The organism is Streptomyces sp. HUAS ZL42 (assembly GCF_040782645.1).
Classification (GTDB): Bacteria; Actinomycetota; Actinomycetes; order Streptomycetales; family Streptomycetaceae; genus Streptomyces.
This window is the reverse complement of record NZ_CP160403.1, coordinates 4,632,254-4,658,002: the sequence shown is the minus strand read 5'-3', so window position 1 is coordinate 4,658,002 and position 25,749 is coordinate 4,632,254. Positions and strand designations below refer to the sequence as shown.

Below are 25,749 nucleotides of genomic sequence, written 5' to 3'. Positions count from 1 at the left end.
CGTCCCTTCCAACTGCTGAAACAGCCGAAAGGACTTCCATCTTCACCCGGCAGACTCCGCCCCCGCTGGCGGAACTCTCCATGCTGGCCTCACTCGGCAACATGCCCGAGCTGGCTCGCCAACTCTCCGGCCTGGGCGGCTGTACCCACCCCGTCCGCCTCGACGGCCACCGCACCGAATACGAAGTCGACACGGCAACCGGCGAGATCGGCCGAGTCCTGCATCACCTGGACTCCGCCACCCTCCCCGCAGGTCAGCTCCTCGTCCGCTGCAACAACCGCCGTGCAACGCGGTGTGCGGCCTGCGCCGAGACGTACCGCCGCGACACCTACCACCTGATCACCGCCGGACTGCGCGGCGGCAAGGGCACGTCGGAACAGGTCGCAACCCACCCGCGCGTCTTCGCCACCTTCACCGCCCCGAGCTTCGGGCCGGTCCACAACCGCCCCTCCAGCGGCCGGGATTGCCGCTGCGGCATCCGCCACGACGAGCAGGATCCCAAGCTGGGCACGCCACTCGACCCGGACTCGTACGACTACGAAGCGGCCGTCCTCTGGAACGCACACGCCGGTGCCCTGTGGCGGCGCTTCTCCATCTACCTCCGCCGGGAAGTCGCCAAGCGCGCCGGCCTCACCCAACGAGAGTTCCGCGATCACGCTCGGATCTCCTTCGCGAAGGTGGCCGAGTACCAGAAGCGCGGTGCCGTCCACTTCCACGCTGTCATCCGCCTGGACGGCCCGGAGGGCGCAGACACCACACCCCCGCCATGGGCGTCGGCCGAGCTGCTGACGGACGCCATCCGCTCCGCTACCACCGCCGCGCGCGTCAACGGGCCGGATGTCGACGGCCGGGCCCACATCTTCGTCTTCGGCCGACAGCTCGACGTTCGCCCGATCCGTTCCGCGGACTTCGACGACAGCCAGGAACTGACCGAGCGGGCCGTAGCGGCGTATATCGCCAAGTACGCCACCAAGGGCGCCGAGACGGCGACGGGCACCCTGGATCGCTCGATTCGCTTCCTGGCCGAGCTAGCGCAAGCTCGGATCACCGATCATGCCCAGCGCATGATCCGTACCGCGTGGCTCTCGGCGCTCGCCCCGAGCTGGCAGACCTCCGCCTTCGGGCCTGGGCCCACATGCTCGGCTTCCGCGGCCATTTCTCGACCAAGTCCCGCCGCTACTCGACGACCCTCGGTGCCCTCCGTGACGCCCGTGCCGACTGGCGGCGTGCCCAAGCCACACCGACCGTCCCGCAGGACGGCGAAACCACGCTCGTGCTCGCCCACTGGGTGTTCGCCGGAACGGGCCTCAGCACCGCCGAGAGGTGGCTCACCGCCTCACTTGAACCCGCCCCCGGAACGGAAGGAGAGCCCACCACATGACCGATCGCTACCTGTCCGTCGACGAGGTCGCCGAGCTGCTCGGCACCTCCGCCCGCTTCCCGCGGCGGCTGATCGAGGAGCGGCGCATCCGGTACGTGAAGGTCGGCCGACACGTCCGCATCCCGCAGAGCGCCGTGGACGAGTACATCGCCGCGCGCACGGTCCAGCCGATCAGGCTCCGTAGTAGTGGACTCCGGAGGGCCGCCTGATGGCCAACAAGAAAGGCAGGCGTCGGCGCTTTGGCGCGGTGCGGCAGTATCGGTCCGGCCGTTGGACGGCGTCGTACCTCGGGCCCGACGGTGAGCGCATCCGTGCGGAGGAGACCTTCGAGACCAAGAAGGATGCAGAGGTCTGGCTGTCCCAGGTTGAGGCGGACCTGACCCGCGGTGACTGGCGCGCTCCCGATGCCGGGGCCGTCAATTTCCGTGTCTACGCCGAGAAGTGGGTCGAAGAGCGGGAGCTGGCCGTTCGCACCGAGGACCTGTACAAGCATCTCCTGCGGCTCTACATCCTTCCCACCTTCGGCGCGCTCGACCTCGACGAGATCACGGCCCCTCGCGTCCGTGAGTGGCGTGCCGAGCGGCTTCGCACCACGCAGGCCAAGACCGCCGTTGTCAAGGCCTACCGCCTCCTAAAGGGCATCCTTGAGACAGCCGTCGACGACGAACTGATCAGCCGCAATCCGTGCCGGATCAAGGGCGCAGGCAAGGAGTCCGCTGCTGAGCGGCGGATCGCCACCGTCGCCCAGGTCGACGCACTCGCCGACGCGATCGGTATTCGCTGGCGCTTGATGGTCTACCTCGGCGCGTACGGTCCGATGCGGCCTGAAGAGCTGGCCGGCCTTCGCCGACGGGACGTCGACGTCGACAACATGGTGATCCGTGTCCATGTGGCCGAGCCGGAGCGGACAAACGGCAAGCGGGCTCCGGGCGAGACCAAGTCGGACGCGGGCGTCCGTGCCGTCGTCCTGCCAGGCTTTCTCCACAAGGAGGTGAAGCAGCATCTCGCCTGGTTCTCAGAGAAGGGGCCTGGCGGCTGGTCTTCGTCGGTGAGAAAGGCGCGCCGTTTCGGCGGACCTCCTTCGGTCGGAAGTGGAAGCGTGCACGCGCTGCCGTCGGTCTTCCGGACGGGTTCAGGTTCTACGACCTTCGTCATACCGGACACACTCTTTCGACCCGCTCGGGGGCCACCCTGAAGGACACGATGGTTCGCGCGGGCCAGTCCACTGAGAAGGCCGCGCTGATCTATCAGCACTCCGACGAGGAGCGGCAGCGTGACGTGGCGGCCGGGCTCGACGACACGGTTCGTGCCGAGAGGGCGAAGCACGACAGCGGCGACCGCGCACCACAAGGAGAAGCCCACCGGCAGTTGACGGCGGCCTTATGGTGCGGTTGTGGTGCACGCGCCGCACACCGGTCTAGACAACAAAGAACCCCCGGGTCTCCGACCTGGGGGTTTCGCGTGGAGCGGGTGACGAGAATCGAACTCGCGCTCTCAGCTTGGGAAGCTGATGTTCTACCATTAAACTACACCCGCGTAAGACGCCGGCTGGGCCGGTGTTCGATCGCCTGGTCAGTGTACCTCATCCCGGGTCCCCGGCGCTGACGCCGTGGGGCCCGACCGTGTTTCGGGGGAGTGATGGGGCTGCGGGGGGCGGGAGTTGGGGCGTACGGTGTGGGGTGGGCGAGGGTCCGGGAGAGGTCGGAGTGCCGCCTGGAGGGCCGTCCCTTTCATCCCGTAATGTGGATTTCGTCGTCGGGCGAGCAGCAGCCAGACGCGGCTCTTGGGGAAGGGACTCTTGGACTTGATGGAACGCACCGTCGTCCGCTGTGCCGATGGGCACGTGTTCAGCACCGCTTCGTTCCCGATGCAGCAGGCCGAGCGACTCGGCCCCGGACGTCTCGTCCGGTGTCCTCGGTGTGCCCGGCTCCGCAGTGTGGTGCCGGTGACCCTCGAGAAGCGGTAGGGACGGACAGCAGCAGGTGGCTGGCGCGCGGAGCCGTCGCGATTGTGGCGGGTCCGCGCGCCTTGCGTATCCTCGGGGCGTGCTTCTCTCAGACAAGGACATCCGGGCCGAGATCGACGCCGGGCGGGTCGTGATCGATCCCTACGACGAATCCATGGTGCAGCCGTCGAGTATCGACGTGCGCCTCGACCGCTACTTCCGGGTGTTCGAGAACCACCGGTACCCGCACATCGACCCCTCCGTCGAGCAGCCGGACCTCACGCGGCTCGTCGAGCCCGAGGGCGACGAGCCGTTCATCCTGCATCCCGGGGAGTTCGTCCTCGCCTCGACGTACGAGGTCATCACGCTCCCCGAGGATCTTGCCTCGCGGCTCGAGGGGAAGAGCTCGCTCGGGCGGCTCGGGCTCGTCACCCACTCCACGGCCGGCTTCATCGACCCCGGCTTCTCCGGGCACGTGACGCTCGAGCTGTCCAACCTCGCCACCCTGCCCATCAAGCTCTGGCCCGGCATGAAGATCGGCCAGCTGTGCATGTTCCGGCTGAGCTCGCCGGCCGAGTTCCCGTACGGCAGTGAGCGGTACGGCTCCCGCTACCAGGGGCAGCGCGGGCCCACCGCCTCCCGGTCCTTCATCAACTTCCATCGGACGCAGGTCTGAGCAACCGCCGGGGCACGGGGACGGGTGGCATGAGCGACATACGGGAGAACCTGACCTACGAGCGGTTCGGGGACGCGGTGCGCGAGCTTGCGCAGGTCATCGCCGACGACGGGTACGAGCCCGACATAGTGCTCAGCATCGCCCGCGGGGGCGTCTTCGTCGCCGGCGGGATCGCCTACGCCCTGGACTGCAAGAACATCCACCTGGTCAACGTGGAGTTCTATACGGGCGTCGGCACCACCCTCGACATGCCCGTCATGCTCGCGCCCGTCCCGAACGTCATCGACTTCTCCGACAAGAAGGTCCTCATCACCGACGACGTCGCCGACACCGGCAAGACGCTCAAACTCGTCCGCGACTTCTGCCTCGACACCGTCGCCGAGGTGCGCACCGCGGTGATCTACGAGAAGTCCCACTCGCTCGTGAAGTGCGAGTACGTGTGGAGCCGGACGGACGCCTGGATCAACTTCCCGTGGAGTGTGCTGCCTACGGTGCGCAGGTCCGGCGAGCCGGTCACTCCGTCCAAGGAAGCCCTCTGACCTCCTGATCTGCTGACCTGCGGGATCAGGCGGCTCCGCTGACGCCAGGTGCGACGAAGCGCCGGTGGAGGGGCGAGAACCGGGCCTCGGGCTCACCGGTGATGCCGGCTTCCTTGACCGCCGGCGTGAGCCGCTCGGCGAAGAAGCGCTCGAAGTCCGTCTGGGCGTTCCACACATCGATCACGTGCAGGGCGCCGCCCTCGAACCAGGCCGCGTGCAGGACGGCACCCTCCGGTGCCTGTTCCTCCCAGCCCACCGCGTCCCGCACGGCGTCGTACTGCTCGGGCGTCACCCCTGCCCAGCGCAAGGACAAGACAACGGCCATGGGAATCCCTCCTCGGTTCGGCTTTCCGTCCCGTCCCAGTAGAGCGACCTCCGTCGTCGGCCGCCTGTCCTCGTACGCCGTTCGAGCCGAGGCGCAAGAGCCGAGGCGCAAGAGCCGAGGCATGAACCAAAGGGCTCCCGGGCGAACCCGGGAGCCCCTCGTGTCGTACGGCGAAAGCCGCTGGAACGTGCCCAGCTTCTAGAACGTGCCCAGCTTCACGATCGACAGCAGCGCGATCAGCTGGATCGACGACGCGCCCAGTGCCTTCGGCCAGGGCAGGTCGTGGGAGCGGCTGACCATCATGGTCAGGAGGGCTCCGGCCGCCACCCAGGTCGCCCAGCCCAGGCCCTGGACGAAGGTCGCGTCGCCGCCGAAGAACATGGCGAAGACGAGGCGGGGGGCGTCCGTGATGGACATGATCAGCATGGAGAGGCCCACCGTGGGCTGCCACGCGCCGTCGCCGCCGAGCTGGCGGGCCAGGGTGTGGGTGACCACGCCCAGGACGAAGGCGCTCAGCACCATCGCGACGGCCGTCGTCAGGACGATCGGTATCGCGTTCGAGAGCGTCGCGTTGATCGCTTCTTCCCGCGCGCCGTCGAAGCCGAAGACCGCCAGCAGGCCGTAGAGGAACGTCACGATCAGGGCGGGGGCCCACATCGCGTAGTCGCGCATCTGGAGGAACGTCTGGCTGGGGGCCAGGACGATCCCGCGCAGCAGTTCCTTCCAGTGCAGGCGCGGGCCGATCGGGCCCGGCGGGGGCGTCGAGCCGGCGTGGTAGGTCCCGCCCTGGTTGTAGGGGGCCTGCTCGTCGATGGAGAAGGCCTGGGTGTGGCCGGGATTGTTGGCCGCGTACGGGTCCGGGGCGCCGTGCCCCGGCGGGTGGTCGCCGCCGTCGCCGAAGTACTCCGGCTCGCCGCCGTAACCGCCGCCGTTCGACTGCGGCCACCGCCCGCCGCCTCCGCCGCCACCGCCGTAGGGCGGCTGCTGCCCGCCCCGGTACTGCGGTTGCTGCTGCGGGTACGGCTGAGGCGCGGGCGGGTAGCCGTGCGACGGGCCCTGGGGCGCCTGCTGCCGGTATGGGGGGTGTTGCGGTCGCGCTTGCGGGGCGCGGTCGTCCCGGCCGCCGCGTCCGATCCTGAATCCAGCCACGTTCTCGAACGTACCTGGTCCCGGGGAGCGGTGGGCCGGGCCTGGCCTTCCGGGCCCGGCTTTGCTGCCGAGCTGTGACATCCCTTACGGGATGTCTAAGGGGCGCGTAGGGGGCCCAGTTGGAGAAGTGCAGGGCCTTCCACGCCCCCGTACGTCGTCGATTTCACCGTGTCGCCGGACGAGCGGTCCCGGGCGGTCCCTTCCGGCCACGGAGGTGTCAGGCCATGAGGTTGTAGGGGTAGGGATTGCCGAGGGGGTCGGGGGTCGTGCAGGCGAACCGCGTAGCGAAAGGCGCCGCGGAGTTGCCGGTGCCGCGGTAGAGGTACGTCCAGTTCGTGCTCTTGTCGTATGCGAACAGGTCGGGGCGGCCGTCACGGTTGGCGTCGCCGATGCCGATGAGGTCGCTGTAGATGTTCCAGCCGCTGCCGATCCTGACGCGCGGGGAGAATGTGCCACTGCCGTAGCCGGGGTAGAGCCACAGCACACCGCTGCTGTCACGGGCGATCAGGTCGCCCGCGGCGGTGCCGCCGACGTTCCCCACAGCGGTGATCTTGTTGTAGACGCCCCAGCCGCCGCTGATCTTCACCCTGGTCGCGAAGGGAGCGGCGTAGTTGCCGGTGCCCTTGTACAGCCAGAGCACCCCGGAGGTGTCGGTGGCGAGCAGGTCGGCCCGGCCGTCCCTGGTGTAGTCGGTGCCACCGGTGATCTTGTTGTAGATCTGCCAGCCGCCGCCGATCTTGATGCGGCTCGCGAAGCCACCGGTGCCGTTGCCGCGGTAGAGCCACAGCACACCGCTGCCGTCACGGGCGACCAGGTCGGCGTGCTCGGAGCCCCCAGGAACGTGTGGAGCCTCCCCCCACCGCGCGCAGCAGCGGGAGAACAGCAGGACCACCGCGGGACCGCCAGGTCCATGCGTACGGCGACGCCCCCGGGTTCAGGATCGAACCCGGGGGCGTCGGACCGCCGTGAGGACTACTTCGCGGGCGCGGGCTCCGGCTCGCTCTCCGTCTCCGACGAGCCCGCCGGGGGCTCGTCGTCCGTGGCCGGTGTCTTGACGGACTCGAGGAGCAGCTGGGCGACGTCCACGACCTGGATGGACTCCTTCGCCTTGCCGTCGTTCTTCTTGCCGTTCACGGAGTCCGTGAGCATGACCAGGCAGAAGGGGCAGGCGGTGGAGACGATGTCGGGGTTGAGGGAGAGGGCCTCGTCGACGCGCTCGTCGTTGATGCGCTTGCCGATCCGCTCCTCCATCCACATGCGCGCGCCGCCGGCGCCGCAGCAGAAGCCGCGCTCCTTGTGGCGGTGCATCTCCTCGTTGCGCAGTCCGGGGACGCCTGCGATGATCTCGCGCGGGGGCGTGTAGATCTTGTTGTGGCGGCCCAGGTAGCAGGGGTCGTGGTAGGTGATGATGCCCTCGACCGGGGTGACGGGGATCAGCTTGCCCTCGTCCACCAGGTGCTGGAGCAGCTGGGTGTGGTGGATGACCTCGTAGTCGCCGCCGAGCTGCGGGTACTCGTTGCCGATGGTGTTGAGGCAGTGCGGGCAGGTGGCGACGATCTTCTTGGCCGACCTGGGCTTCGCCGACTCGGGAACGACCTTGCCGTCGTCGTCCAGCTCCTCGCCGAACGCCATGTTCAGGGCCATGACGTTCTCCATGCCGAGCTCCTGGAACAGGGGCTCGTTGCCGAGGCGGCGGGCGGAGTCACCGGTGCACTTCTCGTCGCCGCCCATGATCGCGAACTTCACGCCCGCGATGTGGAGGAGTTCCGCGAAGGCCTTGGTGGTCTTCTTGGCGCGGTCCTCCAGGGCGCCCGCGCAGCCGACCCAGTACAGGTACTCGACCTCGGTGAGGTCCTCGATGTCCTGGCCGACGACCGGCACCTCGAAGTCGACTTCCTTCAGCCACTCCAGGCGCTGCTTCTTGGCCAGGCCCCAGGGGTTGCCCTTCTTCTCCAGGTTCTTGAGCATCGTGCCCGCCTCGGACGGGAAGGAGCTCTCGATCATGACCTGGTAGCGGCGCATGTCGACGATGTGGTCGACGTGCTCGATGTCCACCGGGCACTGCTCGACGCAGGCGCCGCAGGTGGTGCAGGACCACAGGACGTCAGGGTCGATGACGCCGTTGTCCTCGGCGGTGCCGATCAGCGGGCGCTCGGCCTCGGCCAGCGCCGGCGCCGGGACGTCCTTCAAAGCCTCGGCCGACGCCTTCTCCTCGCCCTCCATCGTCTTGCCGCCGCCCGCCAGCAGGTAGGGCGCCTTGGCGTGGGCGTGGTCCCGCAGCGACATGATCAGCAGCTTGGGGGAGAGGGGCTTGCCCGTGTTCCAGGCGGGGCACTGCGACTGGCAGCGGCCGCACTCCGTGCAGGTGGAGAAGTCCAGCAGGCCCTTCCAGGAGAACTGCTCGACCTGGGAGACGCCGAAGACGTCGTCGTCGCCGGGGTCGGTGAAGTCGATGGGCTTGCCGCCCGAGGTCATCGGCTGCAGGGCGCCGAGGGCCGTCTCGCCGGTCGCGTTGCGCTTGAACCAGATGTTCGGGAAGGCCAGGAAGCGGTGCCAGGCCACACCCATGTTGGTGTTCAGCGAGACCACGATCATCCAGACGAACGAGGTGCCGATCTTGACCATCGCGGTCAGGTAGACGAGGTTCTGAAGCGCGGTGACGCTCAGGCCCTTGAAGGCCAGGACCAGCGGGTACGACGCGAAGTACCCGGCCTCGTAGCCCTCCACGTGGTGCAGCGCGCCCTCGAGGCCGCGCAGGACGTAGATGGCCAGGCCGATGGTGAGGATGACGTACTCGACGAAGTACGCCTGGCCGGCCTTGGAGCCCGCGAACCGGGACTTGCGGCCCGGGCGCGACGGCAGGTTCAGCAGGCGGATCACCATCAGGACGGCGATGCCCAGGACCGTCATCACGCCGATGAACTCGATGTACATCTCGAACGGCAGGAACTCGCCGATGACCGGCAGTGTCCAGTCGGCCTGGAAGAGCTGGCCGAACGCCTGCGCCAGGGTCGGCGGCAGCGTCAGGAAGCCGATCGCCACGAACCAGTGGGCGACGCCCACGATGCCCCAGCGGTTCATCCGCGTGTGGCCGAGGAACTCCTTCACGAGCGTCACGCTGCGCTGGTAGGGGTTGTCGGTCCGGGCGCCGGCCGGCATCGGCTGGCCGAGCTTGAAGTACCGGACGAACTGGCCGATGGCGCGTGCGAGCAGCGCAACGCCGACCACGGTCAGGACCAGCGACACGATGATCGCGGCGAGTTGCATTTCGGGGCTCCTCGGGCCTGCGAGGGGTTCGTCGAGGGTGTCCGCGGAGGCGATCCGCGGTGAGCCCTCGAGATTACTAAGCGGTAACTTATGCGGTCCTCTGAGACTACCCCCATCTTGCGCTGCACTGTAGCCGGGTGGTCGGTGATCTGTGCTACTGAGGCGGCCCTCAGTCTGGGTGCGCGGGCGGCGCGCCGAGTGGGTGGTGTTATTCACCGCAAATCATGACATCCCGCTTAATTTATAGCTGTGCTCTACGGGATCACCGCCGCCACCGCCGCCCTGCTGCTCTCCGCCGTGCTCACGGCCGTGCGAAGCCTGCCCGCCCGGCGCCTGCGGGACGCCGACCGCCGGCCGCGGCGGCAGCGGCCCCTTCCGGTGTGCGGGGCCGCCGTCGTGCTCGCCACCTGTCTCGTGACGGCGGCGGGCGACTGGACGGGTGTGGCGCCCCTGGGGTCCGCCATCAGGGAACTGCTGGTCGCCGGGGCGGCCGTCGCCGGCCTCGGGCTGATGGCCGACGTGCGGCGGGTCGGAACGCGGGTCCTGGCCGGCGGTACGGCGGTCGCGGCGGCCTGTGTGGTGCCGTACGACGAGACCGGGCTGCCCGCCGGGCTGCTGGCCGTCGGCTGGATCGTCTTCGTGGTCGTCGGATTCAGGGCGCTCGACCACGCCGATGCGCTCGCGGGCACCGTCGGCGTCGTCACCGCCTTCGGGGTGGGCGCCTGTGCCGCCGCGGAGGTGATGGACGGCCTCGAGGTGCTGCTGAGCGTGCTGGCGGCCGCGCTGACCGGGTTCCTCATGCACAACTGGCCTCCCGCGCGCGTGGCGCTCGGCGCGTGCGGGTCGATGTTCACCGGCTTCGTACTCGCCTCGGCGGCCGTGCTCACCCGGGCCGGGCACGGGCTCGCCTCCAGTGCGGGGGTGCTGTTCGCGCTCACCGCCGTCGCGAGCGCCGACGTCGTGCTCGTCGTGCTGTCGCGGCGGCTGGCCGGGCGCCCCCTGCTGCGCGGCGGCAGCGACCATCTCGCGCACCGGCTGCGGCGGATCGGGCTGACTCCGCAGGGGGCGACGGTCCTGCTGGGCATCGGAGCGTTCTGCGGGGTAGGCGTGGGCGTCCTCGTGCACATGGGATGGGTGGGGGCGTCCGCGTTGTTCTGGGTGGCGGGGGGAGCCCTCGTCGTCGTGTTCGCACTGCTGCGCGTCAAGCCTCTGGGACCCCGTTACGGCACTCGCCGCGTTACATCGTCGCAGGTCAGTCCCCAGTTGCGTGTAAGGAACGGATAAGAGTTGAGTCCCCTCGACTCAGCTCTGTTGACCGGGTGGGAGCCGTCGTGCACACTTGAGTCTGTTCCACTCAAGTCAGCTGGAGGAATCAACCATGGCACGTGCGGTCGGCATCGACCTGGGCACGACTAACTCCGTCGTCAGCGTTCTCGAAGGCGGCGAGCCCACCGTCATCACCAACGCCGAGGGCGCCAGGACCACGCCTTCCGTCGTCGCCTTCGCCAAGAACGGCGAGGTGCTCGTCGGTGAGGTGGCCAAGCGTCAGGCCGTCACCAACGTGGACCGGACCATCCGGTCCGTGAAGCGCCACATGGGCACCGACTGGAAGATCCAGCTGGACGGGAAGGACTTCAACCCGCAGCAGATCTCCGCCTTCATCCTGCAGAAGCTGAAGCGGGACGCCGAGGCCTACCTGGGCGAGAAGGTCACGGACGCGGTCATCACCGTCCCGGCGTACTTCAACGACTCCGAGCGTCAGGCCACGAAGGAGGCCGGCGAGATCGCCGGTCTGAACGTGCTGCGCATCGTCAACGAGCCCACCGCGGCCGCGCTCGCCTACGGCCTCGACAAGGACGACCAGACGATCCTCGTCTTCGACCTCGGTGGCGGCACCTTCGACGTGTCCCTCCTGGAGATCGGTGACGGCGTCGTCGAGGTGAAGGCCACCAACGGCGACAACCACCTCGGTGGTGACGACTGGGACCAGCGCATCGTCGACTACCTGGTCAAGCAGTTCGCGGCCGGTCACGGCGTGGACCTCGGCAAGGACAAGATGGCCCTCCAGCGCCTCCGTGAGGCCGCCGAGAAGGCCAAGATCGAGCTGTCCTCGTCCACCGAGACCTCGATCAACCTGCCCTACATCACGGCCTCCGCGGAGGGCCCGCTGCACCTGGACGAGAAGCTCACCCGGGCTCAGTTCCAGCAGCTGACGGCCGACCTGCTGGAGCGCTGCAAGACGCCGTTCCACAACGTCATCAAGGACGCCGGCATCCAGCTCGGCGAGATCGACCATGTCGTCCTCGTCGGTGGCTCCACCCGTATGCCCGCCGTCGCCGAGCTCGTCAAGGAGCTGACCGGCGGCAAGGAGGCCAACAAGGGTGTGAACCCGGACGAGGTCGTCGCCATCGGCGCCTCGCTCCAGGCCGGTGTCCTCAAGGGCGAGGTCAAGGACGTCCTGCTCCTCGACGTCACCCCGCTGTCCCTCGGCATCGAGACCAAGGGCGGCATCATGACCAAGCTGATCGAGCGCAACACCACGATCCCGACGAAGCGTTCGGAGATCTTCACGACGGCCGAGGACAACCAGCCGTCCGTGCAGATCCAGGTCTACCAGGGCGAGCGCGAGATCGCGGCCTACAACAAGAAGCTCGGCATGTTCGAGCTGACCGGTCTGCCGCCGGCGCCCCGCGGCGTCCCGCAGATCGAGGTCTCCTTCGACATCGACGCCAACGGCATCATGCACGTCACGGCGAAGGACCTCGGCACCGGCAAGGAGCAGAAGATGACCGTCACCGGCGGCTCCTCGCTGCCGAAGGACGAGGTCGACCGCATGCGCCAGGAGGCCGAGCAGTACGCGGAGGAGGACCACCGCCGCCGCGAGGCCGCCGAGGCCCGCAACCAGGGCGAGCAGCTGGTCTACCAGACCGAGAAGTTCCTCAAGGACAACGAGGACAAGGTCCCGGGCGAGATCAAGACCGAGGTCGAGGCCGCCGTCGCCGAGCTGAAGGAGAAGCTCAAGGGCGACGACACCGCCGAGATCCGCACCGCCACGGAGAAGGTCGCGGCCGTCTCCCAGAAGCTGGGCCAGGCCATGTACGCCGACGCCCAGGCGGCGCAGGGCGGCCCGAGCGGCGCGACCGCCGGCGGTGCCGAGGCCAAGGCCGACGACGATGTCGTCGACGCCGAGATCGTGGACGACGAGCGCAAGGACGGTGCTGCATGACGGAGGAGACCCCGGGCTTCGAGGAGAAGCCCGACGTCCCCTCCGGCGCGACCCCCGACGACGCCGAGCCGAAGGCCGCACCCCAGGAGGGGGCGGCCCCGGCCGGGGACGGAACAGCAGAGGTGGCCCTGGTGGCCCAGCTGGACCAGGCACGCACGGCGCTCAACGAGCGCACGACGGACCTCCAGCGCCTCCAGGCCGAGTTCCAGAACTACCGCCGGCGCGTCGAGCGCGACCGGATCGCGGTCAAGGAGATCGCCATCGCGAACCTCCTGACCGAGCTCCTGCCCGTGCTCGACGACATCGGCCGTGCACGGGAGCACGGCGAACTCGTCGGCGGATTCAAGTCCGTGGCGGAGTCGCTGGAGACCGTGGCGGCGAAGATGGGACTGCAGCAGTTCGGCAAGGAGGGCGAGCCCTTCGACCCGACGATCCACGAGGCCCTGATGCACTCGTACGCACCGGACGTCAGCGAGACGACGTGCGTGGCGATTCTGCAGCCCGGGTATCGGATCGGCGAGCGCACCATCCGCCCCGCGCGGGTGGCGGTGGCCGAGCCGCAGCCGGGAGCGCAGACGGTGAAGACCGACGAGACCGAGTCGGCCGACGACAAGGAGAGCGGTGGCCCGGACGAGGGCTGAGCTTGAACCAACGAGGGAGGAGGGACGTCGAGGATGAGCACCAAGGACTTCATCGAGAAGGACTACTACAAGGTCCTCGGCGTCCCCAAGGACGCCACCGAGGCCGAGATCAAGAAGGCGTACCGGAAGCTCGCCCGCGAGTTCCACCCGGACGCCAACAAGGGCAACGTCAAGGCGGAGGAGCGCTTCAAGGAGATCTCCGAGGCGAACGACGTCCTCGGTGACCCCAAGAAGCGCAAGGAGTACGACGAGGCCCGCACCCTCTTCGGCAACGGCGGCTTCCGTCCGGGGCCGGGCGCGGGCGGCGGCTCCTTCAACTTCGACCTGGGCGACCTCTTCGGAGGCGGCGCCCAGGGGGGCGGGTCCGGCGGCTTCGGCGGCGGTCTCGGTGACGTCTTCGGGGGCCTGTTCAACCGCGGCGGTACCACCGGCACACGGACCCAGCCGCGCCGGGGCCAGGACATCGAGTCCGAGGTCACGCTCAGCTTCACCGAGGCGATCGAGGGCGCGACGGTCCCGCTCAGGATGTCCTCGCAGGCACCGTGCAAGGCCTGCTCGGGCACCGGCGACAAGAACGGCACGCCGAGGGTGTGCCCGACCTGCGTGGGCACGGGCCAGGTGGCCCGCGGCTCGGGCGGTGGCTTCTCGCTGACCGACCCGTGCCCGGACTGCAAGGGCCGCGGCCTCATCGCCGAGCACCCCTGCCTGGAGTGCAAGGGCAGCGGGCGGGCGAAGTCGTCCCGCACGATGCAGGTCCGCATCCCGGCGGGCGTCACCGACAGCCAGCGCATCCGTCTGCGCGGCAAGGGCGCGCCCGGCGAGCGGGGCGGCCCGGCGGGCGACCTGTACGTGGTGGTGCACGTCGACGCGCACCCGGTGTTCGGCCGCAAGGGCGACAACCTGACGGTGACCGTGCCGGTGACCTTCGCGGAGGCGGCTCTGGGCGGCGAGGTCAGGGTGCCCACGCTGGGCGGACCGGCGCTGACCCTGAAGCTGCCGCCGGGCACGCCCAACGGCCGCACCATGCGCGCCCGGGGCAAGGGCGCGGTCCGCAAGGACGGCACCCGCGGAGACCTGCTGGTCACCGTCGAGGTGAGTGTTCCCAAGGACCTGACGGGGAAGGCTCGTGACGCGCTCGAGGCGTATCGCGAGGCGACGGTGGGCGAGGATCCGCGGGCGGAGCTGTTCGAGGCCGCGAAGGGAGCTTGACAGAGATGGATGGCCGTCGACGTAACCCGTATGAACTGACCGAGGAGACCCCGGTCTACGTCATCTCGGTGGCGGCCCAGCTCTCCGGCCTGCACCCGCAGACGCTGCGGCAGTACGACCGGCTGGGCCTGGTCTCCCCCGACCGCACCGCCGGCCGGGGCCGCCGCTACTCGGCCCGCGACATCGAACTGCTCCGCCAGGTGCAGGCGTTGTCGCAGGACGAGGGCATCAACCTGGCCGGCATCAAGCGGATCATCGAACTGGAGAACCAGGTGGTCGCGCTGCAGTCCCGTGTCGCGGAGCTGGAGGCGGCGCTGGAGGGTGCCGCCGTGGCGATGCAGCAGCGGGAGGCGGCGGTGCATGCCTCCTACCGCCGTGACCTGGTTCCGTACCAGGAGGTGCAGCAGACCGGCGCGTTGGTGGTGTGGCGGCCCAAGCGGCCGGGGCCGTCGGACTGACGGCCACACGCAGACGAAAGGGGCCGGGAGGCGAACCTCCCGGCCCCTTCGTGCTGTTCGGATCAGGCGGCCGGCGCGGTGACCGCCCAGTCGCCCGCCGGGAGTGACTCGGTGCCGTCCTCGGCCACGGCGGTCACCCAGTAGTACGACGTGGTGCCGCGGCGGGCGCCGGTGTCGAAGTACTGGAAGGCGCCGGGAGCGGCGTCGGCGATCTTCTCGTAAGCCGAGGTGTCGGGGTTCCACCGGTAGATGCGGTAGCCGCCCGCCTGCTCCGGCGCGCCCTCGCCCAGCCCGTACCACTCGAGCAGGTTGCCCTCGTCGCCCTCCGCGCCGGTCGCGTTGAGCGTCAGCGGCGAACCCTCCGGCGTCGCCACGCTCGGCGGGGTGTCGAGTTCGGTCGCGATCACGATCTGGGCCTCGCCGGTCCACTTGAAGGAGGAGTTCCCGGCGTCGTCGACGGCATCGACGATGAAGCAGGACTCCTCGCCGTCCGGGAGGGTGGTGTACGCGTACGAGGTGGTGTCGGCCGACACGTAGTAGCCCGGGTAGAGGGAGCAGACCCGCTCCTCCTCGTCCCCGAGCAGCTCACCGCGGCGCACGACATAGCTCGCCAGGTCGGCGGTGGGGTTGGCGTCCCAGTGCACCTCGAAGCCGTACTCGGTGGGGGTGACGGTCACCCCGGTCACGGCGGACGGCGGTGTGAGGTCCTGGCGCTCGCCGCTGACGGCGGCAGACCGCGGGGACTCGTTGCCCGCCGCGTCGAGGGAGGTCACCCGGTAGTAGTAGGTGACGTCCTCGGCGGCCGAGGTGTCGACGTACACGACCTGATCCGTCGTACCGCCGACCTGTGTGTACGTGCCGTCCGCGGTCGCCGCCCGGTACACCCGGTACGACGCCGCTCCCGCGACCCCGCTCCACCCGACCGACAGCCCCTCCGGTTCGGAGTCGGTACTCAGGCCTGTGGGCACGGCGGGGGCGGTCCGGTCGACGGTGGTGACGGGCATGTCGGCCGTGCCCGTCGAGACGTTGCCGGCCTTGTCGTAGGCGCGGACCTCGTAGTAGAACGTCTCGCCGGTCTTCGGCGGGGTGTCGGTGAACGAGGTGGAGACCGTCGACACCAGCGGCGTGCCGCCGAACGAGGTGCCGTTGAGGCGCCGGTAGACCTTGTACCCGGCGAGGTCCATCTCCTTGTTCCTGGCCCAGGTCAGCTTCGCCTGGCCGAGGACCGTGTCGTACGAGACCGCCATGCCCGTCGGGGTGAGCGGCTTGACGGTGTCGACGGTCGCCGAAGTGCGAGGCGTGTAGCCGAACTTGACGACGGCGGAGCCGGTCCAGTTGACGTAGTCGATCCGGAGGGTGTGCCTGCCGGAGGGGATCGTGACGTTGACGGTCTTGGAGACGGTCGTCGAGACGTTCTTCCAGAGGTCGACCTTGCGGACGCCGTCGAGATAGACGCGGATGCCGTCCTGGCCGGAGACCGCGAAGGAGAAGGGGCCGCCGGAGCCGAAGTCGCGCGTCACCGTCCAGCGGACGCCGAAGTAGTTGCTCGGCAGGCCGGAGGCGGGGGCGCCGGTGCCCCAGCTCTCGTTGACGGCGGTGTCGCAGTCGGTCTTCTTCGGCGTGCCGGAGAACGCCGTGTTGGCGAAGAACTGCCGCTTGTAGACGGGCGAGGTGCACGTCGTGGCGGCGGAGGCGGGCGCGGAGGCCATGGTGAGCAGGCCGCCCGCGGTGGCGAGCACGACGGCGGTGGAGACCGCGGCGGTCGTGCGTCTGGCTGGGTACATACGTTCCTTCGGTCCTGATCGCCGACGGCAGGGTGCAGCCGTCGGCGATCAAGACACTTGAGGCGCGGGAATGGTTGTAGGCCTGGTGGGCGGCCTCTTGATGCGGATCCCCGGCAGTCTGTGAACTGTCGTCGGGTGAACAATTCGTAAGGGTTGTTCGGAGAGATTTCCGTTCTTCTCCATATGACCTGCACAACTCACCGGCGCGGCGACATGCGTTATGCGGAGTGTGATGTTGCTATCTCGTTAAGTAGTTTGGCTTGACGCCGGAGGTTGCCGCCGCGTTGGCTTTTCTGACACATGGGCCACCACGCCGTACCCATGTCCGAAACGCACCTGAAGTGAGCCCCCGCATGCGTCGTATCGCCATAGTTGTGGCCGCAACCACGATGACCCTCTCGCTCGCCGGCTGCAGCATGCTGAACGCGACGGAGACCAGCAGCGACGCCGGCCCGACCAAGGGCAGCGACGTCACCGTGGGCGTTCTGATGCCGGAGAAGACCAACACCCGGTACGAGCAGTTCGACTACCCCATCATGAAGGAGAAGATCGCCTCCCTCACCGGCAACCGCGGCAAGACGGAGTACGCCAACGCCGAGTCCGACGCGAAGAAGCAGAAGACCCAGATGGAGAAGATGATCGACGACAAGGTCGACGTCATCGTCCTCGACGCGGTCGACTCCCACGCCATCGCCGAGACGGTGACGAAGGCCAAGGACGCGGGCATTCCGGTCATCGCCTACGACCGGCTGGCCGAGGGCCCGATCGACGCGTACGTCTCCTTCGACGGCGAGCTCGTCGGCGAGGTGCAGGGCCGCTCCCTGCTCGAGGCGCTGGGCTCAAGCGCGGACACCTCCGACAAGATCGTCATGATCAACGGTTCGCCCACCGACCCGAACGCCAAGGTGTTCAAGACGGGCGCGCTCTCCGAGCTGAACGGCAAGGTGACCGTCGCGGCGTCCTACGACACCGCCGCCTGGAGCCCGGACACCGCCGAGAAGGAGATGACCGAGGCGATCAAGAAGCTCGGCAAGAAGAACATCGCCGCCGTCTACTCCGCCAACGACGCCATGGCGGGCGCCATCATCAAGGCCTTCCAGTCCGCGGGTGTGACCGACCTGCCGCCCATCACCGGCCAGGACGCGGAGCTGCCGGCGGTGCAGCGGATCGTCGCCGGCGAGCAGTTCATGAGCGTCTACAAGCCGTACCCGGACCTCGCCGAGGCCGCCGCGGAGATGGCCGTCGCCAAGGTCCAGGGCCACAACATCCAGTTCGACGCCCTCGTCCCGGACCGGGTCGACAGCCCCACCAACAAGAAGATCCCCGCCCAGCTGGTCACCGTGGTCGCCCTGCAGAAGGACAACATCAAGCAGACGGTGATCGCGGACGGCATCTACAAGGTGTCCGACATCTGCACGAACAAGTACAAGGCGGACTGCCAGGCGATCAACCTGAAGTAGTGGGTCGCGTCATGCCACCCGCGTGAACTCCACCGTCACCTCCGGCGGGCCGCCGGCCACTCCCCGGTACACCCCCTTGTGCGGGGTGACGTCGTCGTAGTCCCGGCCACGGCCGACCACGACGTGGGACTCGTCGGCCCGGTTGCGGTTGGTGGGGTCGTAGCCGCACCAGTCGCCCGCCCAGTACTCGATCCAGGCGTGACTCTGGCCCGCCACCGGCCGGTGCAGCTCCGCCTCCCGCTCCGGGTGCAGATAGCCGGAGACGTAACGGGTCGGCAGGCCAAGGCCCCGCAGCAGCGCGATGGTGACGTGGGCGATGTCCTGGCAGACGCCGGCGCCCTGGTCCCACGCCTCGGCGGCGGAGGTGGTCACGCCGGTGGTGCCGGGGAGGTACGCCACCCGGTCCGCGACCAGCGACGACACGGCGACCGCCGTCTCGTGCGGGTCCAGGCCCGCCACAGCCTTCCTCGCCTTCCTCACCAGCTTTGCCGGGACCGTCGTACGGGCCGTCGGTGTCAGGAACTCCAGCAGGCGTGAGTTCGCGGTGTGTCCGGCCACCTCGTCCCACGTCGGCGCCGGCGGCAGCTCGCCCGGCGGGGACGTCTCCACCAGGCTCGACGCCGTGATCGTGAGATCCGCGTGCGGGTCCATCAGCTCGAACCCGGTGACCTGCGTGCCCCAGTAGTCCCAGTACGACCAGGTCGTGGCGGTCGGACTGATCGTCACCCGGGCGTCCAGCGTCGTCTGGCCGGGGAGGGTGAGAGGGGTCATGCGGACCTCGTTGTGCGAGGAGACCGCGGCCTGTGCGTAGGAGACGTGGGTGGTGTGACGGATACGGAGCCTGCGGGTCATCTCATGCTCCTTCCTGGGCCCACTCAACGGGCCCCTGGTACGGGAAGAACCGCTCCGCGACCGCCTCCGCAGAGGCCATGCAGGCCTGCTGCAGATCCCGCAGCAGCACGGGGAGGTGGTCCTCAAGGGTGTGCGAGTCCAGGTATTCGAGGCGGGTGCGCAGCCGGCCGATCGGGCGGCGGGCAGGGTCCTGGCGGGGGCGGCCGAGGGCGGACAGGCACTCCTCGGCCGTCGTCAGGGCGTGCAGGGCCGAGCGCGGGAAGTCCCGGTCCAGGAGCAGGAATTCGGCCACCCGCGGGGTGTCGCCGAAGCCGCTGTACACGCGGGCGTACGCCTCGTCGGCTCCGGACGCGCTGAGCAGCGTCGGCCAGTCGGGGGCGTGCACCGCGTCCAGCACCCGGACCGACAGCAGACGTACCGTCATGTCCACCCGCTCCAGGCTCCGGCCGAGGACGACGAACCGCCAGCTGTCGTCCCGGCTCATCGTCGAGTCGGCGAGTCCGAAGAAGAGGGCCGCACGGCTGCGGACCAGCTCCAGATACGCGTACGGGCCGGTACGGCGGGCCGCGCGCCGCTGGTCGGCGAGCGCGTGCCAGGTGGCGTTGAGGCACTCCCACATCTCGGAGGAGACGGCCTCCCGGGCGCTGCGGGCGTTCAGCCGCGCCGCGCCCAGGGCGCCCTCGATGGAGCCGGTCGAGCGGGCGTCGAAGGCGAGCTGGTCGAGGACCTGCTGCATGTCGACGGGCTCGCCGCCCGCGTCCATGCCGAGGATCGCGTACAGCGACCGGCAGGCCGCGTCCTCGTCGCGCCAGGGGTCCTCCAGCATGCGGTGCAGGTACGCGTCGAGGATCCGCGCGGTGGCGTCCGCGCGCTCGACATAGCGGCCGGTCCAGGTCAGAGCCTCCGCTATCCGGGAGAGGATCACGTCGTTCACTGCTGCTGCGCCCCTTCCTGTACGACCGTACGGTTGCCGTCGGGACCGAGCTGGCGCGGGGCGACGGCCGGCGGCGCGTCGTCGGCCGGCTGCAGGCCGGGCCCTTCGGCGGGGCCCTCGGCGAGCACCCAGGTGTCCTTGGAGCCGCCGCCCTGGCTGGAGTTGACGATCAAATTGCCCTCCTGCAGGGCGACACGGGTGAGGCCGCCGGGCAGTACCCAGACGTCGTTGCCGTCGTTGACGGCGAACGGCCGCAGGTCGATGTGGCGCGGCGCCATGCCCTCGCCGACGAGGGTGGGGGAGGTCGACAGGGCGACGGGGCGCTGGGCGATGAAGCCGCGCGGGTCGGCGGCGACGGCCTTGCGGGTTCGTTCCAGGGTCCCGGCGTCGGCCTTCGGACCGATGACGATGCCGGAGCCGCCGGCGCCGTCGACGGGCTTGACGACCAGCTGGTCGATCTGGTCGAGGACGGCCTCCAACTGTCCCGGCTCGTCCGGCCGGTAGGACTCGACGTTGGGCAGGATCGGTTCCTCGGAGAGGTAGTAGCGGATCAGGTCCGGTACGTACGTGTAGAGCAGCTTGTCGTCGGCGATCCCGTTGCCGACCGCGTTGGCGAGGGTCACGTGCCCCGCCATGGCCGCGCTCAGGATGCCCGGGCAGCCGATCACCGAGTCGGGGCGGAAGTGCAGCGGATCGAGGAAGTCGTCGTCCAGTCGCCGGTAGACGACGTGCACGGGCACCTCGCCGCGCGTGGTGCGCATCCACACCCGGTTGGCGCGGCAGACCAGGTCGTGCCCTTCGACCAGCTGGACGCCCATCAGCCGGGCGAGCAGGGCGTGTTCGAAGTAGGCCGCGTTGCTGGGGCCGGGGGTGAGGACCACGACCCGCGGATCCCGGGTCCCGTCGGGTGCGGCGGCGCGCAGGGCGGCCAGGAGCCGCTGGGCGTACCCGTCGACGGGCAGCACGTGCTGCTCCGCGAAGAGCGAGGGGAACACCCGGGTCATGGCCCGCCGGTTCTCGATGACGTACGAAACGCCGCTGGGCACACGCACGTTGTCCTCGAGCACCCGGAAGTCGCCGGCCTCGTCCCGTACGAGGTCGATGCCGGAGACATGGATGCGCACCCCGCCGGGTGGTTCCATGCCGTGCGCGGCTCTGTGGAAGTGCGGTGAGGACAGCAGCAGCCGCCAGGGCACGACCCCGTCCTCGAACGCACGGCAGGGCCCGTAGGCGTCCGCGAGGTACGCCTCGAGAGCTCTGACCCGCTGCGCCACTCCCCGTTGTATGAAATCCCATTCGAGGGCGTCGAGGATCCTGGGCACGAGATCCAGCGGCCACGGTCGCTCCTCGCCCGCGAAGGCGTAGGTCACGCCCCGGTCGGTGAACGCCCGGGCCATCTGGTCGGCCCGGAAGCGCAGTTCACTCGGCTCGATCGGCTGAAGTGCCGCCAGCACCGGCTCATAGGCGGTCCTGACCTCACCCGGCCGCTCGAACATCTCGTCCCACGCATCGGCCAACGCGTATGCGTCAAATATGTCCGCCATGAGGGGACGTTAAGTGCGGCTCGTAACAGGCCGGTCACTCGGTGATTTCCGGCAGCTCACGTGCGTACGGCCGATGTTGCCGTCACGTGGCCGGCAGCCCGGCCGGACGGGGGTTGTCCGGCCGGGCCGTCACCGGGCAAGCGCGGCCCGGTGGGGAAGCGGGTTCCACCATGCCCTCGGCGGGTACGGTCCACCACCATCAGCTTGTTGCAACGCGACGGACGGAGGCCTGGAGAAACTCCCGCATACAGGTGGTTTTCCCCGGTTCTGGCCGGGAGAGCCGTGTTGCGGAGCAGTTCCGGGCCGCGCATAGTGGCGCTGCGGAAGAGGCGGAAACCGGGGTGGGATGGGCGATGGCCGGGCACGGGACGGACGAGCATCCACATGGTGCTGACCGACTGTGCGACGCCGGGGATCGCGTGTATTCCCGCGCTGTACGGCGGGGCAGGGTGCCGCGCCACGACGCCGAACCGGTCCCCTGTCTGCTCGAACTCGCCCTGCTGCACCCCGATCCCGACGACATGGACTGGCTGGTGCCCACGTCCCCGCAGGAGGTCATGACCCGCCTCCTGCGCGGGGTGTACGACGAGGTCAGCGCGAGCCAGCGCCGGGTGGGTTCGGCGGTGGAGGCAGTCGAACGCTTCGCCGGCCTGCGCGGCCGGGTCCCGTCCTCCGGCGCCTGGGAGGGCACGGCGATCCGTGTCCTGGACGGTTCCTCCCGTATCCAGGCGGCCCTGGACGAGGCGACGGAGGCGTGCACGACGGAGGTGCTGACGGTCCAGCCGGGCGGCATCCGCCGCGAGCACGAACTCTCCGAGGGCCTGCACCGGGCGCTCGAACTGCGCGGCCGGGGCGTGCGCATGCGCGACCTCTACAACCACGTGGCGCGCCACGGCCAGGGCCTGCTCAACTACCTGGACCTGATGGGCGACGCGGTGGAGGCCCGCACCCTGGACGAGGTCATCGACCGTCTGATCCTCTTCGACCGCACGGTCGCCTTCGTCCCCGCGAACGCCGACCGCACCATGGCCCTCGAACTGCGCCACCCCGCGCTGATCGCCTACCTGGTCACCGTCTTCGAACGCCTGTGGCGGCTGGCGATCCCGCTGACGGCCCCGATCCCCGCCACCGGTATCGACGGCATCTCCCACCGCGAGCAGTCCATTGCGGCCCTGCTGGCGGAGGGCCACCAGGACGCGGTCATCGCGGAGCGGCTGGGGATCAGTGTGCGGACCTGCCGGGCGTACATCGCCCGGCTGTCGGAGACGCTGGGGGCGGCCAGCCGGACGCAGCTGGGCGTGCGGATAGCGCAGGCCGGCCTGGCGGGATCGACGCTGGCGGCCGAGGTCGCCTCGGTCAGCCTTCCGGATCAAGGATCTCCGACCGCGCGATGAGATAGCCGAGTTGGGCCCGGCTGTCACTGCCCAGCGTCGCGGCGAGCTTCGCGATGTGCACGCGGGCCGTGCGCACGTTCATGCCGAGGCGGTCGGCGATGACGTTGTCCGTGTGGCCCTCGACGAGGAGGGCGGCGATGGCGCGCTGGCGGGGGGTGATGCCGTTGAGGGTGGGCTGCTGGACGGCCTGGGGGTACATCGGGGTGGCCAGGCGCCACAGCCGGTCGAAGGTGGTGGCCAGGAAGTTGACGAGGGCGGGCTGACGGATCTCCAGGGCGAGCGTGCGGTCGGCGGTGGCGGGGACGAAGGCCACGGTCCGGTCGATGACGAGGAGGCGCTCGGTCACCTCGTCCAGCGTGCGCGCCTGCACGTCGCCCTCGAGCCGCTCGTACCGGGCCAGGACGGTGGGCGCGTGGCGGAGGGTGTGCTGGTAGAGGGTGCGGATACGGCCGCCGCGGTCCAGCATGGACTGGTCGCGGGCCAGGGCTTCGGCATGGATGCCCGGGGGCTTGCCCACGTGGCTGGTGTGCGGGTGGATGGCGAGGAGTTCCGTGGACGCCTCCGCCATGCTCTGCGTGATGGCCAGGTTGATGGCCGGCCGGCCGCTGATGAGGCTGATGGCCGTGGTGTCCGGCGCCGTCGTACGGTCGGCACCCAGCCGCAGGAGGGGTTCGAACGCGTCGACGAGCTGGGCCTCGCGGCGGCGCTCACGCGCTATCAGGTCCTCCGAGGTCCGCAGGTGCCGGTGGAGGGCGACGACCGGTGCCACGGGCTCCAGCCAGGCCAGGTCGTCGACGGCCGGGTGCAGCAGGCCCAGGTCGACGAGGCAGGTGGCCCCTTCGGCGTCCGCACGGTGGATCCGGCCTTCGCGCAGGGCGCGGGTGTACAGATCCAGACCCGCCTCGCACAGCGCCTCCGGTCCGTGCATGTGCGCCTGTGATGTCACGCGCGGCCTTCTTCCCTCGGACGACTCACTGATCCGGACTCAGGAGCCTGTGTCTGAACTCCGGCCGGGCGCCGCCGCCTGGCACGCACGCTCACCGCGTTGCCGCACGGCCCCAGTAGCTCCTCCGCCACTCTTGGCTTCGCTCGAGCGGGGGGACCCCCGTCGAGGACCTTCCGGCGCCGTGCGATCGCACGCATCGGACGACGCGCGCTGGTCCGGCCGGGGTTCAGTCACAGGCTCTCACTGATCCGGGTTCAGCATTCCCGACTGGGCTATGAGGTAGCCGAGTTGGGCGCGGCTCCCGCTGCCCAGGGCGGATGCCAGCTTGGCTATGTGCGCCCGGCAGGTGCGTACGTTCATGCCCAGGCGGCGGGCTATGGCCTCGTCGACGTGGCCCTCCACGAGGAGCTTGGCTATGGAGTGCTGGATGTCGGTGATGCCGTCGGGAGCGGTTTCGTAGGGCGCGCCGGCGCTCAGCGGCACCGCGCGGTTCCACATGAACTCGAACACCTTGATCAGGTAGCGGACCAGTCCGGGGTGACGGAGTTCCAGGGCGACCTGCCGGTCGTCCCGTATCGGGATGAACGCGACGGCCTCGTCGCAGATGATGAGCCGTTCGACGAGCTCGTCGATGGTGCGGTACTCCACCTTGCCGTCGGTGAACTGGTCGACGTAGGCCAGCCGGTCGGGCACGTACCTGGCCGTGTGCTGGTAGAGGGTGCGGATCCGCACCCCGCGTTCGATCAGCGGCCGGTCGCGTTCCAGCGCCTCGAGGAGCCTGTTCTCCGGACTGCGGCGGCCGCCCGGCTGGACCGCGAGTACCTCGGTCTGGCACTGGGCGGTCGCCAGGTCGAGCGCCGCGTTGATGCGGTCGAGGCCCTCGAGCACCGTGATGGAGTGAGTGGGGGCGGTCTCCTGGGCGCTGAGGGCCATGAACGGTTCGAAGATCTCGGAGAGCGTGATCGACAGCCGTCGCTGCTCGGCGATCTCGCGCTCTATCGGGTTGAGCCGCTGGGCCAGGGCGACCGACGGCGGAACCGGGCGCAGCCAGTTCGCGTCGTCGGGATCGGGGTGGAGGAGGGCGAACTCCATGAGGCAAGGAGCGGGCTCGACATCCGTTCGCAGGATGCGTCCGGTGCGCAGGGCGTTCGCGTAGAGGCGGCTTCCGTCTTCGCACAGCTCGGTCACCGCATGGGGATGTGTCGCCTTAGTCCCATTTGTTGCCAAATCTCCACCCCCCAGGGTCCTGAACATGCAGGAACATGATGCACCGATTGTGTGGCCATGACGTGCCTGAATGAGCCATCGTCTTATCCGACGGGGGAACGAGGGGACCTTCAAGTGAGGACGAAGCCGACTATGCGTAAGAGAATGCTTCGCTCGATGCTTGTTGCCGCCGTCTCCGCCGTTGTGGCCTTCGGAACGCTGGCTGGCCTCTCCGGTGCGAAGAGCGACGTGCACAAGGTGGGTGGCGAACAGTCTGTGACCGTCGCGGCGGACGGTGACGGCACGCCGGTCATCCCTCTTGACACGAGGTGGGACTGATCTCGATGACCACACCACCCGACGACCGCTCCTTCCGCCGCGAAATGGCCACCGCCTACCGCTCCGGCTGGCACTTCATCGACCTGGTCACCGCCATCCCCCACAGCGGTGACTCGCTGATGGTGACCGTGTTCGGTGAGCCGGTCGTCGTCACGCGGGACGAGGACGGAGACGTGCGGGCCTACCGGTGTCTGCGGCGGCCTCGGGGGGCGCCGCAGCCCGTACGGTGTGCCATCCGGTACGGAATGATCTTCGTCAATCTCGACCAGCGGGACCACGCACTGGCGGAACCGGCCGCGCCGGCCGCCCCACAGACCATAGCCACCCCCCGCAGTGCCTGACGCGATTCCCCCGTCGTAACAGATCGCTCAGGTGCTTCCCCCCGCAGCGGCGTCACCGTGACCTGAACACGGTGACGCCGCTGCAGTTTTGCGGGACATTTCCGGGTATCGACACAATCGGGCGCCGACAGGT

22 protein-coding genes, 1 tRNA gene and 2 pseudogenes are annotated in these 25,749 nt (G+C 69.3%); 14 read left to right on the top strand and 11 right to left on the bottom strand.

From position 1 onward, the window contains the following. Positions 1-80: 80 nt before the first annotated feature. The 3 genes and pseudogenes from ABZO29_RS21330 to ABZO29_RS21320 form a co-directional block, all read left to right on the top strand. A pseudogene (locus ABZO29_RS21330) lies at positions 81-1,381 on the top strand (replication initiator). After that, complete coding sequence (locus ABZO29_RS21325) at positions 1,378-1,590, top strand: excisionase family DNA-binding protein (protein WP_367321794.1); 213 nt, start codon at positions 1,378-1,380, stop codon at positions 1,588-1,590. The pseudogene ABZO29_RS21330 and the gene ABZO29_RS21325 overlap by 4 nt, the downstream one beginning before the upstream one ends. Next, positions 1,590-2,704: pseudogene (locus ABZO29_RS21320) on the top strand (tyrosine-type recombinase/integrase); the annotation flags it as partial. The gene ABZO29_RS21325 and the pseudogene ABZO29_RS21320, both read left to right, overlap by 1 nt. Positions 2,705-2,843: 139 nt before the next feature. Here ABZO29_RS21320 and ABZO29_RS21315 read toward each other — a convergent pair. After that, positions 2,844-2,917, bottom strand: a tRNA-Gly gene (locus ABZO29_RS21315). Positions 2,918-3,426: 509 nt separating this feature from the next. On the opposite strand from ABZO29_RS21315, the gene dcd reads away from it, so the two are divergent. Continuing rightward, entirely contained in the window at positions 3,427-4,002 is a 576-nt protein-coding gene (gene dcd / locus ABZO29_RS21310; protein ID WP_367321793.1) for a dCTP deaminase, read from the top strand. 29 nt (positions 4,003-4,031) lie between these two features. Further along, a complete protein-coding gene (locus ABZO29_RS21305) occupies positions 4,032-4,541 on the top strand; it encodes a phosphoribosyltransferase (RefSeq protein WP_367321792.1) in 510 nt (169 codons plus the stop codon). A gap of 25 nt (positions 4,542-4,566) precedes the next feature. On the opposite strand, the gene ABZO29_RS21300 is transcribed toward ABZO29_RS21305, so the two are convergent. The 4 genes from ABZO29_RS21300 to ABZO29_RS21285 all read right to left on the bottom strand — a co-directional run bounded on the left by ABZO29_RS21300 (position 4,567) and on the right by ABZO29_RS21285 (position 9,282). Beyond that, positions 4,567-4,866 (bottom strand): hypothetical protein, encoded by a 300-nt coding sequence (locus ABZO29_RS21300; protein WP_367321791.1) that lies wholly within the window; start codon positions 4,864-4,866, stop codon positions 4,567-4,569. A 198-nt stretch (positions 4,867-5,064) separates the two neighbouring features. Next, positions 5,065-6,096, bottom strand: a complete 1,032-nt coding sequence (locus tag ABZO29_RS21295) for a Yip1 family protein (RefSeq protein WP_367321790.1) — start codon at positions 6,094-6,096, stop codon at positions 5,065-5,067. Positions 6,097-6,232: 136 nt separating this feature from the next. Further along, entirely contained in the window at positions 6,233-6,907 is a 675-nt protein-coding gene (locus tag ABZO29_RS21290) for an FG-GAP repeat domain-containing protein (RefSeq protein WP_367321789.1), read from the bottom strand. A gap of 80 nt (positions 6,908-6,987) precedes the next feature. Beyond that, positions 6,988-9,282 carry a (Fe-S)-binding protein gene (locus ABZO29_RS21285; protein WP_367321788.1) on the bottom strand — a complete coding sequence of 765 codons (2,295 nt, stop codon included), beginning with the start codon at positions 9,280-9,282 and terminating at the stop codon, positions 6,988-6,990. Positions 9,283-9,531: 249 nt separating this feature from the next. Here ABZO29_RS21285 and ABZO29_RS21280 point away from each other — a divergent pair, with 249 nt between their 5' ends. From ABZO29_RS21280 to ABZO29_RS21260, 5 genes are all read left to right on the top strand, one after another. Further along, entirely contained in the window at positions 9,532-10,566 is a 1,035-nt protein-coding gene (locus ABZO29_RS21280) for an MraY family glycosyltransferase (protein WP_367321787.1), read from the top strand. 94 nt (positions 10,567-10,660) lie between these two features. Beyond that, entirely contained in the window at positions 10,661-12,508 is a 1,848-nt protein-coding gene (dnaK, locus tag ABZO29_RS21275) for a molecular chaperone DnaK (RefSeq protein ID WP_367321786.1), read from the top strand. Then, on the top strand, positions 12,505-13,149 hold the full coding sequence (gene grpE, locus ABZO29_RS21270; RefSeq protein ID WP_367321785.1) for a nucleotide exchange factor GrpE: 645 nt from the start codon (positions 12,505-12,507) through the stop codon (positions 13,147-13,149). The genes dnaK and grpE overlap by 4 nt, the downstream gene beginning before the upstream one ends. Before the next feature lie 33 nt (positions 13,150-13,182). Further along, positions 13,183-14,358, top strand: coding sequence for a molecular chaperone DnaJ (gene dnaJ / locus ABZO29_RS21265; RefSeq protein ID WP_367321784.1), 1,176 nt, complete (start codon positions 13,183-13,185; stop codon positions 14,356-14,358). Between the two features lie 5 nt (positions 14,359-14,363). Beyond that, complete coding sequence (locus tag ABZO29_RS21260) at positions 14,364-14,816, top strand: helix-turn-helix domain-containing protein (protein ID WP_367321783.1); 453 nt, start codon at positions 14,364-14,366, stop codon at positions 14,814-14,816. A 62-nt stretch (positions 14,817-14,878) separates the two neighbouring features. Here the strand turns inward: ABZO29_RS21260 and ABZO29_RS21255 are convergent, their stop codons facing one another. Beyond that, on the bottom strand, positions 14,879-16,600 hold the full coding sequence (locus ABZO29_RS21255; RefSeq protein WP_367321782.1) for a PA14 domain-containing protein: 1,722 nt from the start codon (positions 16,598-16,600) through the stop codon (positions 14,879-14,881). A gap of 353 nt (positions 16,601-16,953) precedes the next feature. Here ABZO29_RS21255 and ABZO29_RS21250 point away from each other — a divergent pair, with 353 nt between their 5' ends. Further along, a complete protein-coding gene (locus ABZO29_RS21250) occupies positions 16,954-18,060 on the top strand; it encodes a sugar ABC transporter substrate-binding protein (RefSeq protein WP_367321781.1) in 1,107 nt (368 codons plus the stop codon). 9 nt (positions 18,061-18,069) lie between these two features. On the opposite strand, the gene ABZO29_RS21245 is transcribed toward ABZO29_RS21250, so the two are convergent. The 3 genes from ABZO29_RS21245 to ABZO29_RS21235 are packed head-to-tail and all read right to left on the bottom strand — an operon-like array spanning position 18,070 to position 21,390. Further along, on the bottom strand, positions 18,070-18,912 hold the full coding sequence (locus ABZO29_RS21245) for a transglutaminase N-terminal domain-containing protein (protein ID WP_367321780.1): 843 nt from the start codon (positions 18,910-18,912) through the stop codon (positions 18,070-18,072). A 1-nt stretch (position 18,913) separates the two neighbouring features. After that, positions 18,914-19,846 (bottom strand): alpha-E domain-containing protein, encoded by a 933-nt coding sequence (locus ABZO29_RS21240; protein ID WP_367321779.1) that lies wholly within the window; start codon positions 19,844-19,846, stop codon positions 18,914-18,916. After that, positions 19,843-21,390 carry a circularly permuted type 2 ATP-grasp protein gene (locus ABZO29_RS21235; RefSeq protein WP_367321778.1) on the bottom strand — a complete coding sequence of 516 codons (1,548 nt, stop codon included), beginning with the start codon at positions 21,388-21,390 and terminating at the stop codon, positions 19,843-19,845. The genes ABZO29_RS21240 and ABZO29_RS21235 overlap by 4 nt, the downstream gene beginning before the upstream one ends. A gap of 353 nt (positions 21,391-21,743) precedes the next feature. Here ABZO29_RS21235 and ABZO29_RS21230 point away from each other — a divergent pair, with 353 nt between their 5' ends. Next, positions 21,744-22,784, top strand: a complete 1,041-nt coding sequence (locus tag ABZO29_RS21230) for a LuxR C-terminal-related transcriptional regulator (protein WP_367321777.1) — start codon at positions 21,744-21,746, stop codon at positions 22,782-22,784. On the opposite strand, the gene ABZO29_RS21225 is transcribed toward ABZO29_RS21230, so the two are convergent. Both ABZO29_RS21225 and ABZO29_RS21220 read right to left on the bottom strand, forming a co-directional pair. Next, positions 22,747-23,712 (bottom strand): LuxR C-terminal-related transcriptional regulator, encoded by a 966-nt coding sequence (locus ABZO29_RS21225; RefSeq protein WP_367326187.1) that lies wholly within the window; start codon positions 23,710-23,712, stop codon positions 22,747-22,749. The genes ABZO29_RS21230 and ABZO29_RS21225 overlap by 38 nt on opposite strands. 258 nt (positions 23,713-23,970) lie before the next feature. After that, a complete protein-coding gene (locus ABZO29_RS21220) occupies positions 23,971-24,984 on the bottom strand; it encodes a helix-turn-helix transcriptional regulator (protein WP_367321776.1) in 1,014 nt (337 codons plus the stop codon). Between the two features lie 105 nt (positions 24,985-25,089). Here ABZO29_RS21220 and ABZO29_RS21215 point away from each other — a divergent pair, with 105 nt between their 5' ends. Together ABZO29_RS21215 and ABZO29_RS21210 are read left to right on the top strand one after the other, a co-directional pair. After that, a complete protein-coding gene (locus tag ABZO29_RS21215; protein ID WP_367321775.1) occupies positions 25,090-25,275 on the top strand; it encodes a hypothetical protein in 186 nt (61 codons plus the stop codon). 5 nt (positions 25,276-25,280) lie between these two features. Next, on the top strand, positions 25,281-25,616 hold the full coding sequence (locus ABZO29_RS21210) for a hypothetical protein (protein ID WP_367321774.1): 336 nt from the start codon (positions 25,281-25,283) through the stop codon (positions 25,614-25,616). Positions 25,617-25,749: the final 133 nt, after the last annotated feature.

Bases quoted from the DNA above. Each gene is read 5' to 3' on its own strand.
- ABZO29_RS21325 (WP_367321794.1), top strand. From the start codon at position 1,378: ATGACCGATCGCTACCTGTCCGTCGACGAGGTCGCCGAGCTGCTCGGC.
- ABZO29_RS21305 (WP_367321792.1), top strand. From the start codon at position 4,032: ATGAGCGACATACGGGAGAACCTGACCTACGAGCGGTTCGGGGACGCG.
- ABZO29_RS21300 (WP_367321791.1), bottom strand. From the start codon at position 4,866: ATGGCCGTTGTCTTGTCCTTGCGCTGGGCAGGGGTGACGCCCGAGCAG.
- ABZO29_RS21295 (WP_367321790.1), bottom strand. From the start codon at position 6,096: ATGTCACAGCTCGGCAGCAAAGCCGGGCCCGGAAGGCCAGGCCCGGCC.
- ABZO29_RS21285 (WP_367321788.1), bottom strand. From the start codon at position 9,282: ATGCAACTCGCCGCGATCATCGTGTCGCTGGTCCTGACCGTGGTCGGC.
- dnaK (WP_367321786.1), top strand. From the start codon at position 10,661: ATGGCACGTGCGGTCGGCATCGACCTGGGCACGACTAACTCCGTCGTC.
- grpE (WP_367321785.1), top strand. From the start codon at position 12,505: ATGACGGAGGAGACCCCGGGCTTCGAGGAGAAGCCCGACGTCCCCTCC.
- dnaJ (WP_367321784.1), top strand. From the start codon at position 13,183: ATGAGCACCAAGGACTTCATCGAGAAGGACTACTACAAGGTCCTCGGC.
- ABZO29_RS21260 (WP_367321783.1), top strand. From the start codon at position 14,364: ATGGATGGCCGTCGACGTAACCCGTATGAACTGACCGAGGAGACCCCG.
- ABZO29_RS21255 (WP_367321782.1), bottom strand. From the start codon at position 16,600: ATGTACCCAGCCAGACGCACGACCGCCGCGGTCTCCACCGCCGTCGTG.
- ABZO29_RS21250 (WP_367321781.1), top strand. From the start codon at position 16,954: ATGCGTCGTATCGCCATAGTTGTGGCCGCAACCACGATGACCCTCTCG.
- ABZO29_RS21245 (WP_367321780.1), bottom strand. From the start codon at position 18,912: ATGACCCGCAGGCTCCGTATCCGTCACACCACCCACGTCTCCTACGCA.
- ABZO29_RS21235 (WP_367321778.1), bottom strand. From the start codon at position 21,390: ATGGCGGACATATTTGACGCATACGCGTTGGCCGATGCGTGGGACGAG.
- ABZO29_RS21230 (WP_367321777.1), top strand. From the start codon at position 21,744: ATGGCCGGGCACGGGACGGACGAGCATCCACATGGTGCTGACCGACTG.
- ABZO29_RS21225 (WP_367326187.1), bottom strand. From the start codon at position 23,712: ATGCACGGACCGGAGGCGCTGTGCGAGGCGGGTCTGGATCTGTACACC.
- ABZO29_RS21220 (WP_367321776.1), bottom strand. From the start codon at position 24,984: ATGTTCAGGACCCTGGGGGGTGGAGATTTGGCAACAAATGGGACTAAG.
- ABZO29_RS21215 (WP_367321775.1), top strand. From the start codon at position 25,090: ATGCGTAAGAGAATGCTTCGCTCGATGCTTGTTGCCGCCGTCTCCGCC.
- ABZO29_RS21210 (WP_367321774.1), top strand. From the start codon at position 25,281: ATGACCACACCACCCGACGACCGCTCCTTCCGCCGCGAAATGGCCACC.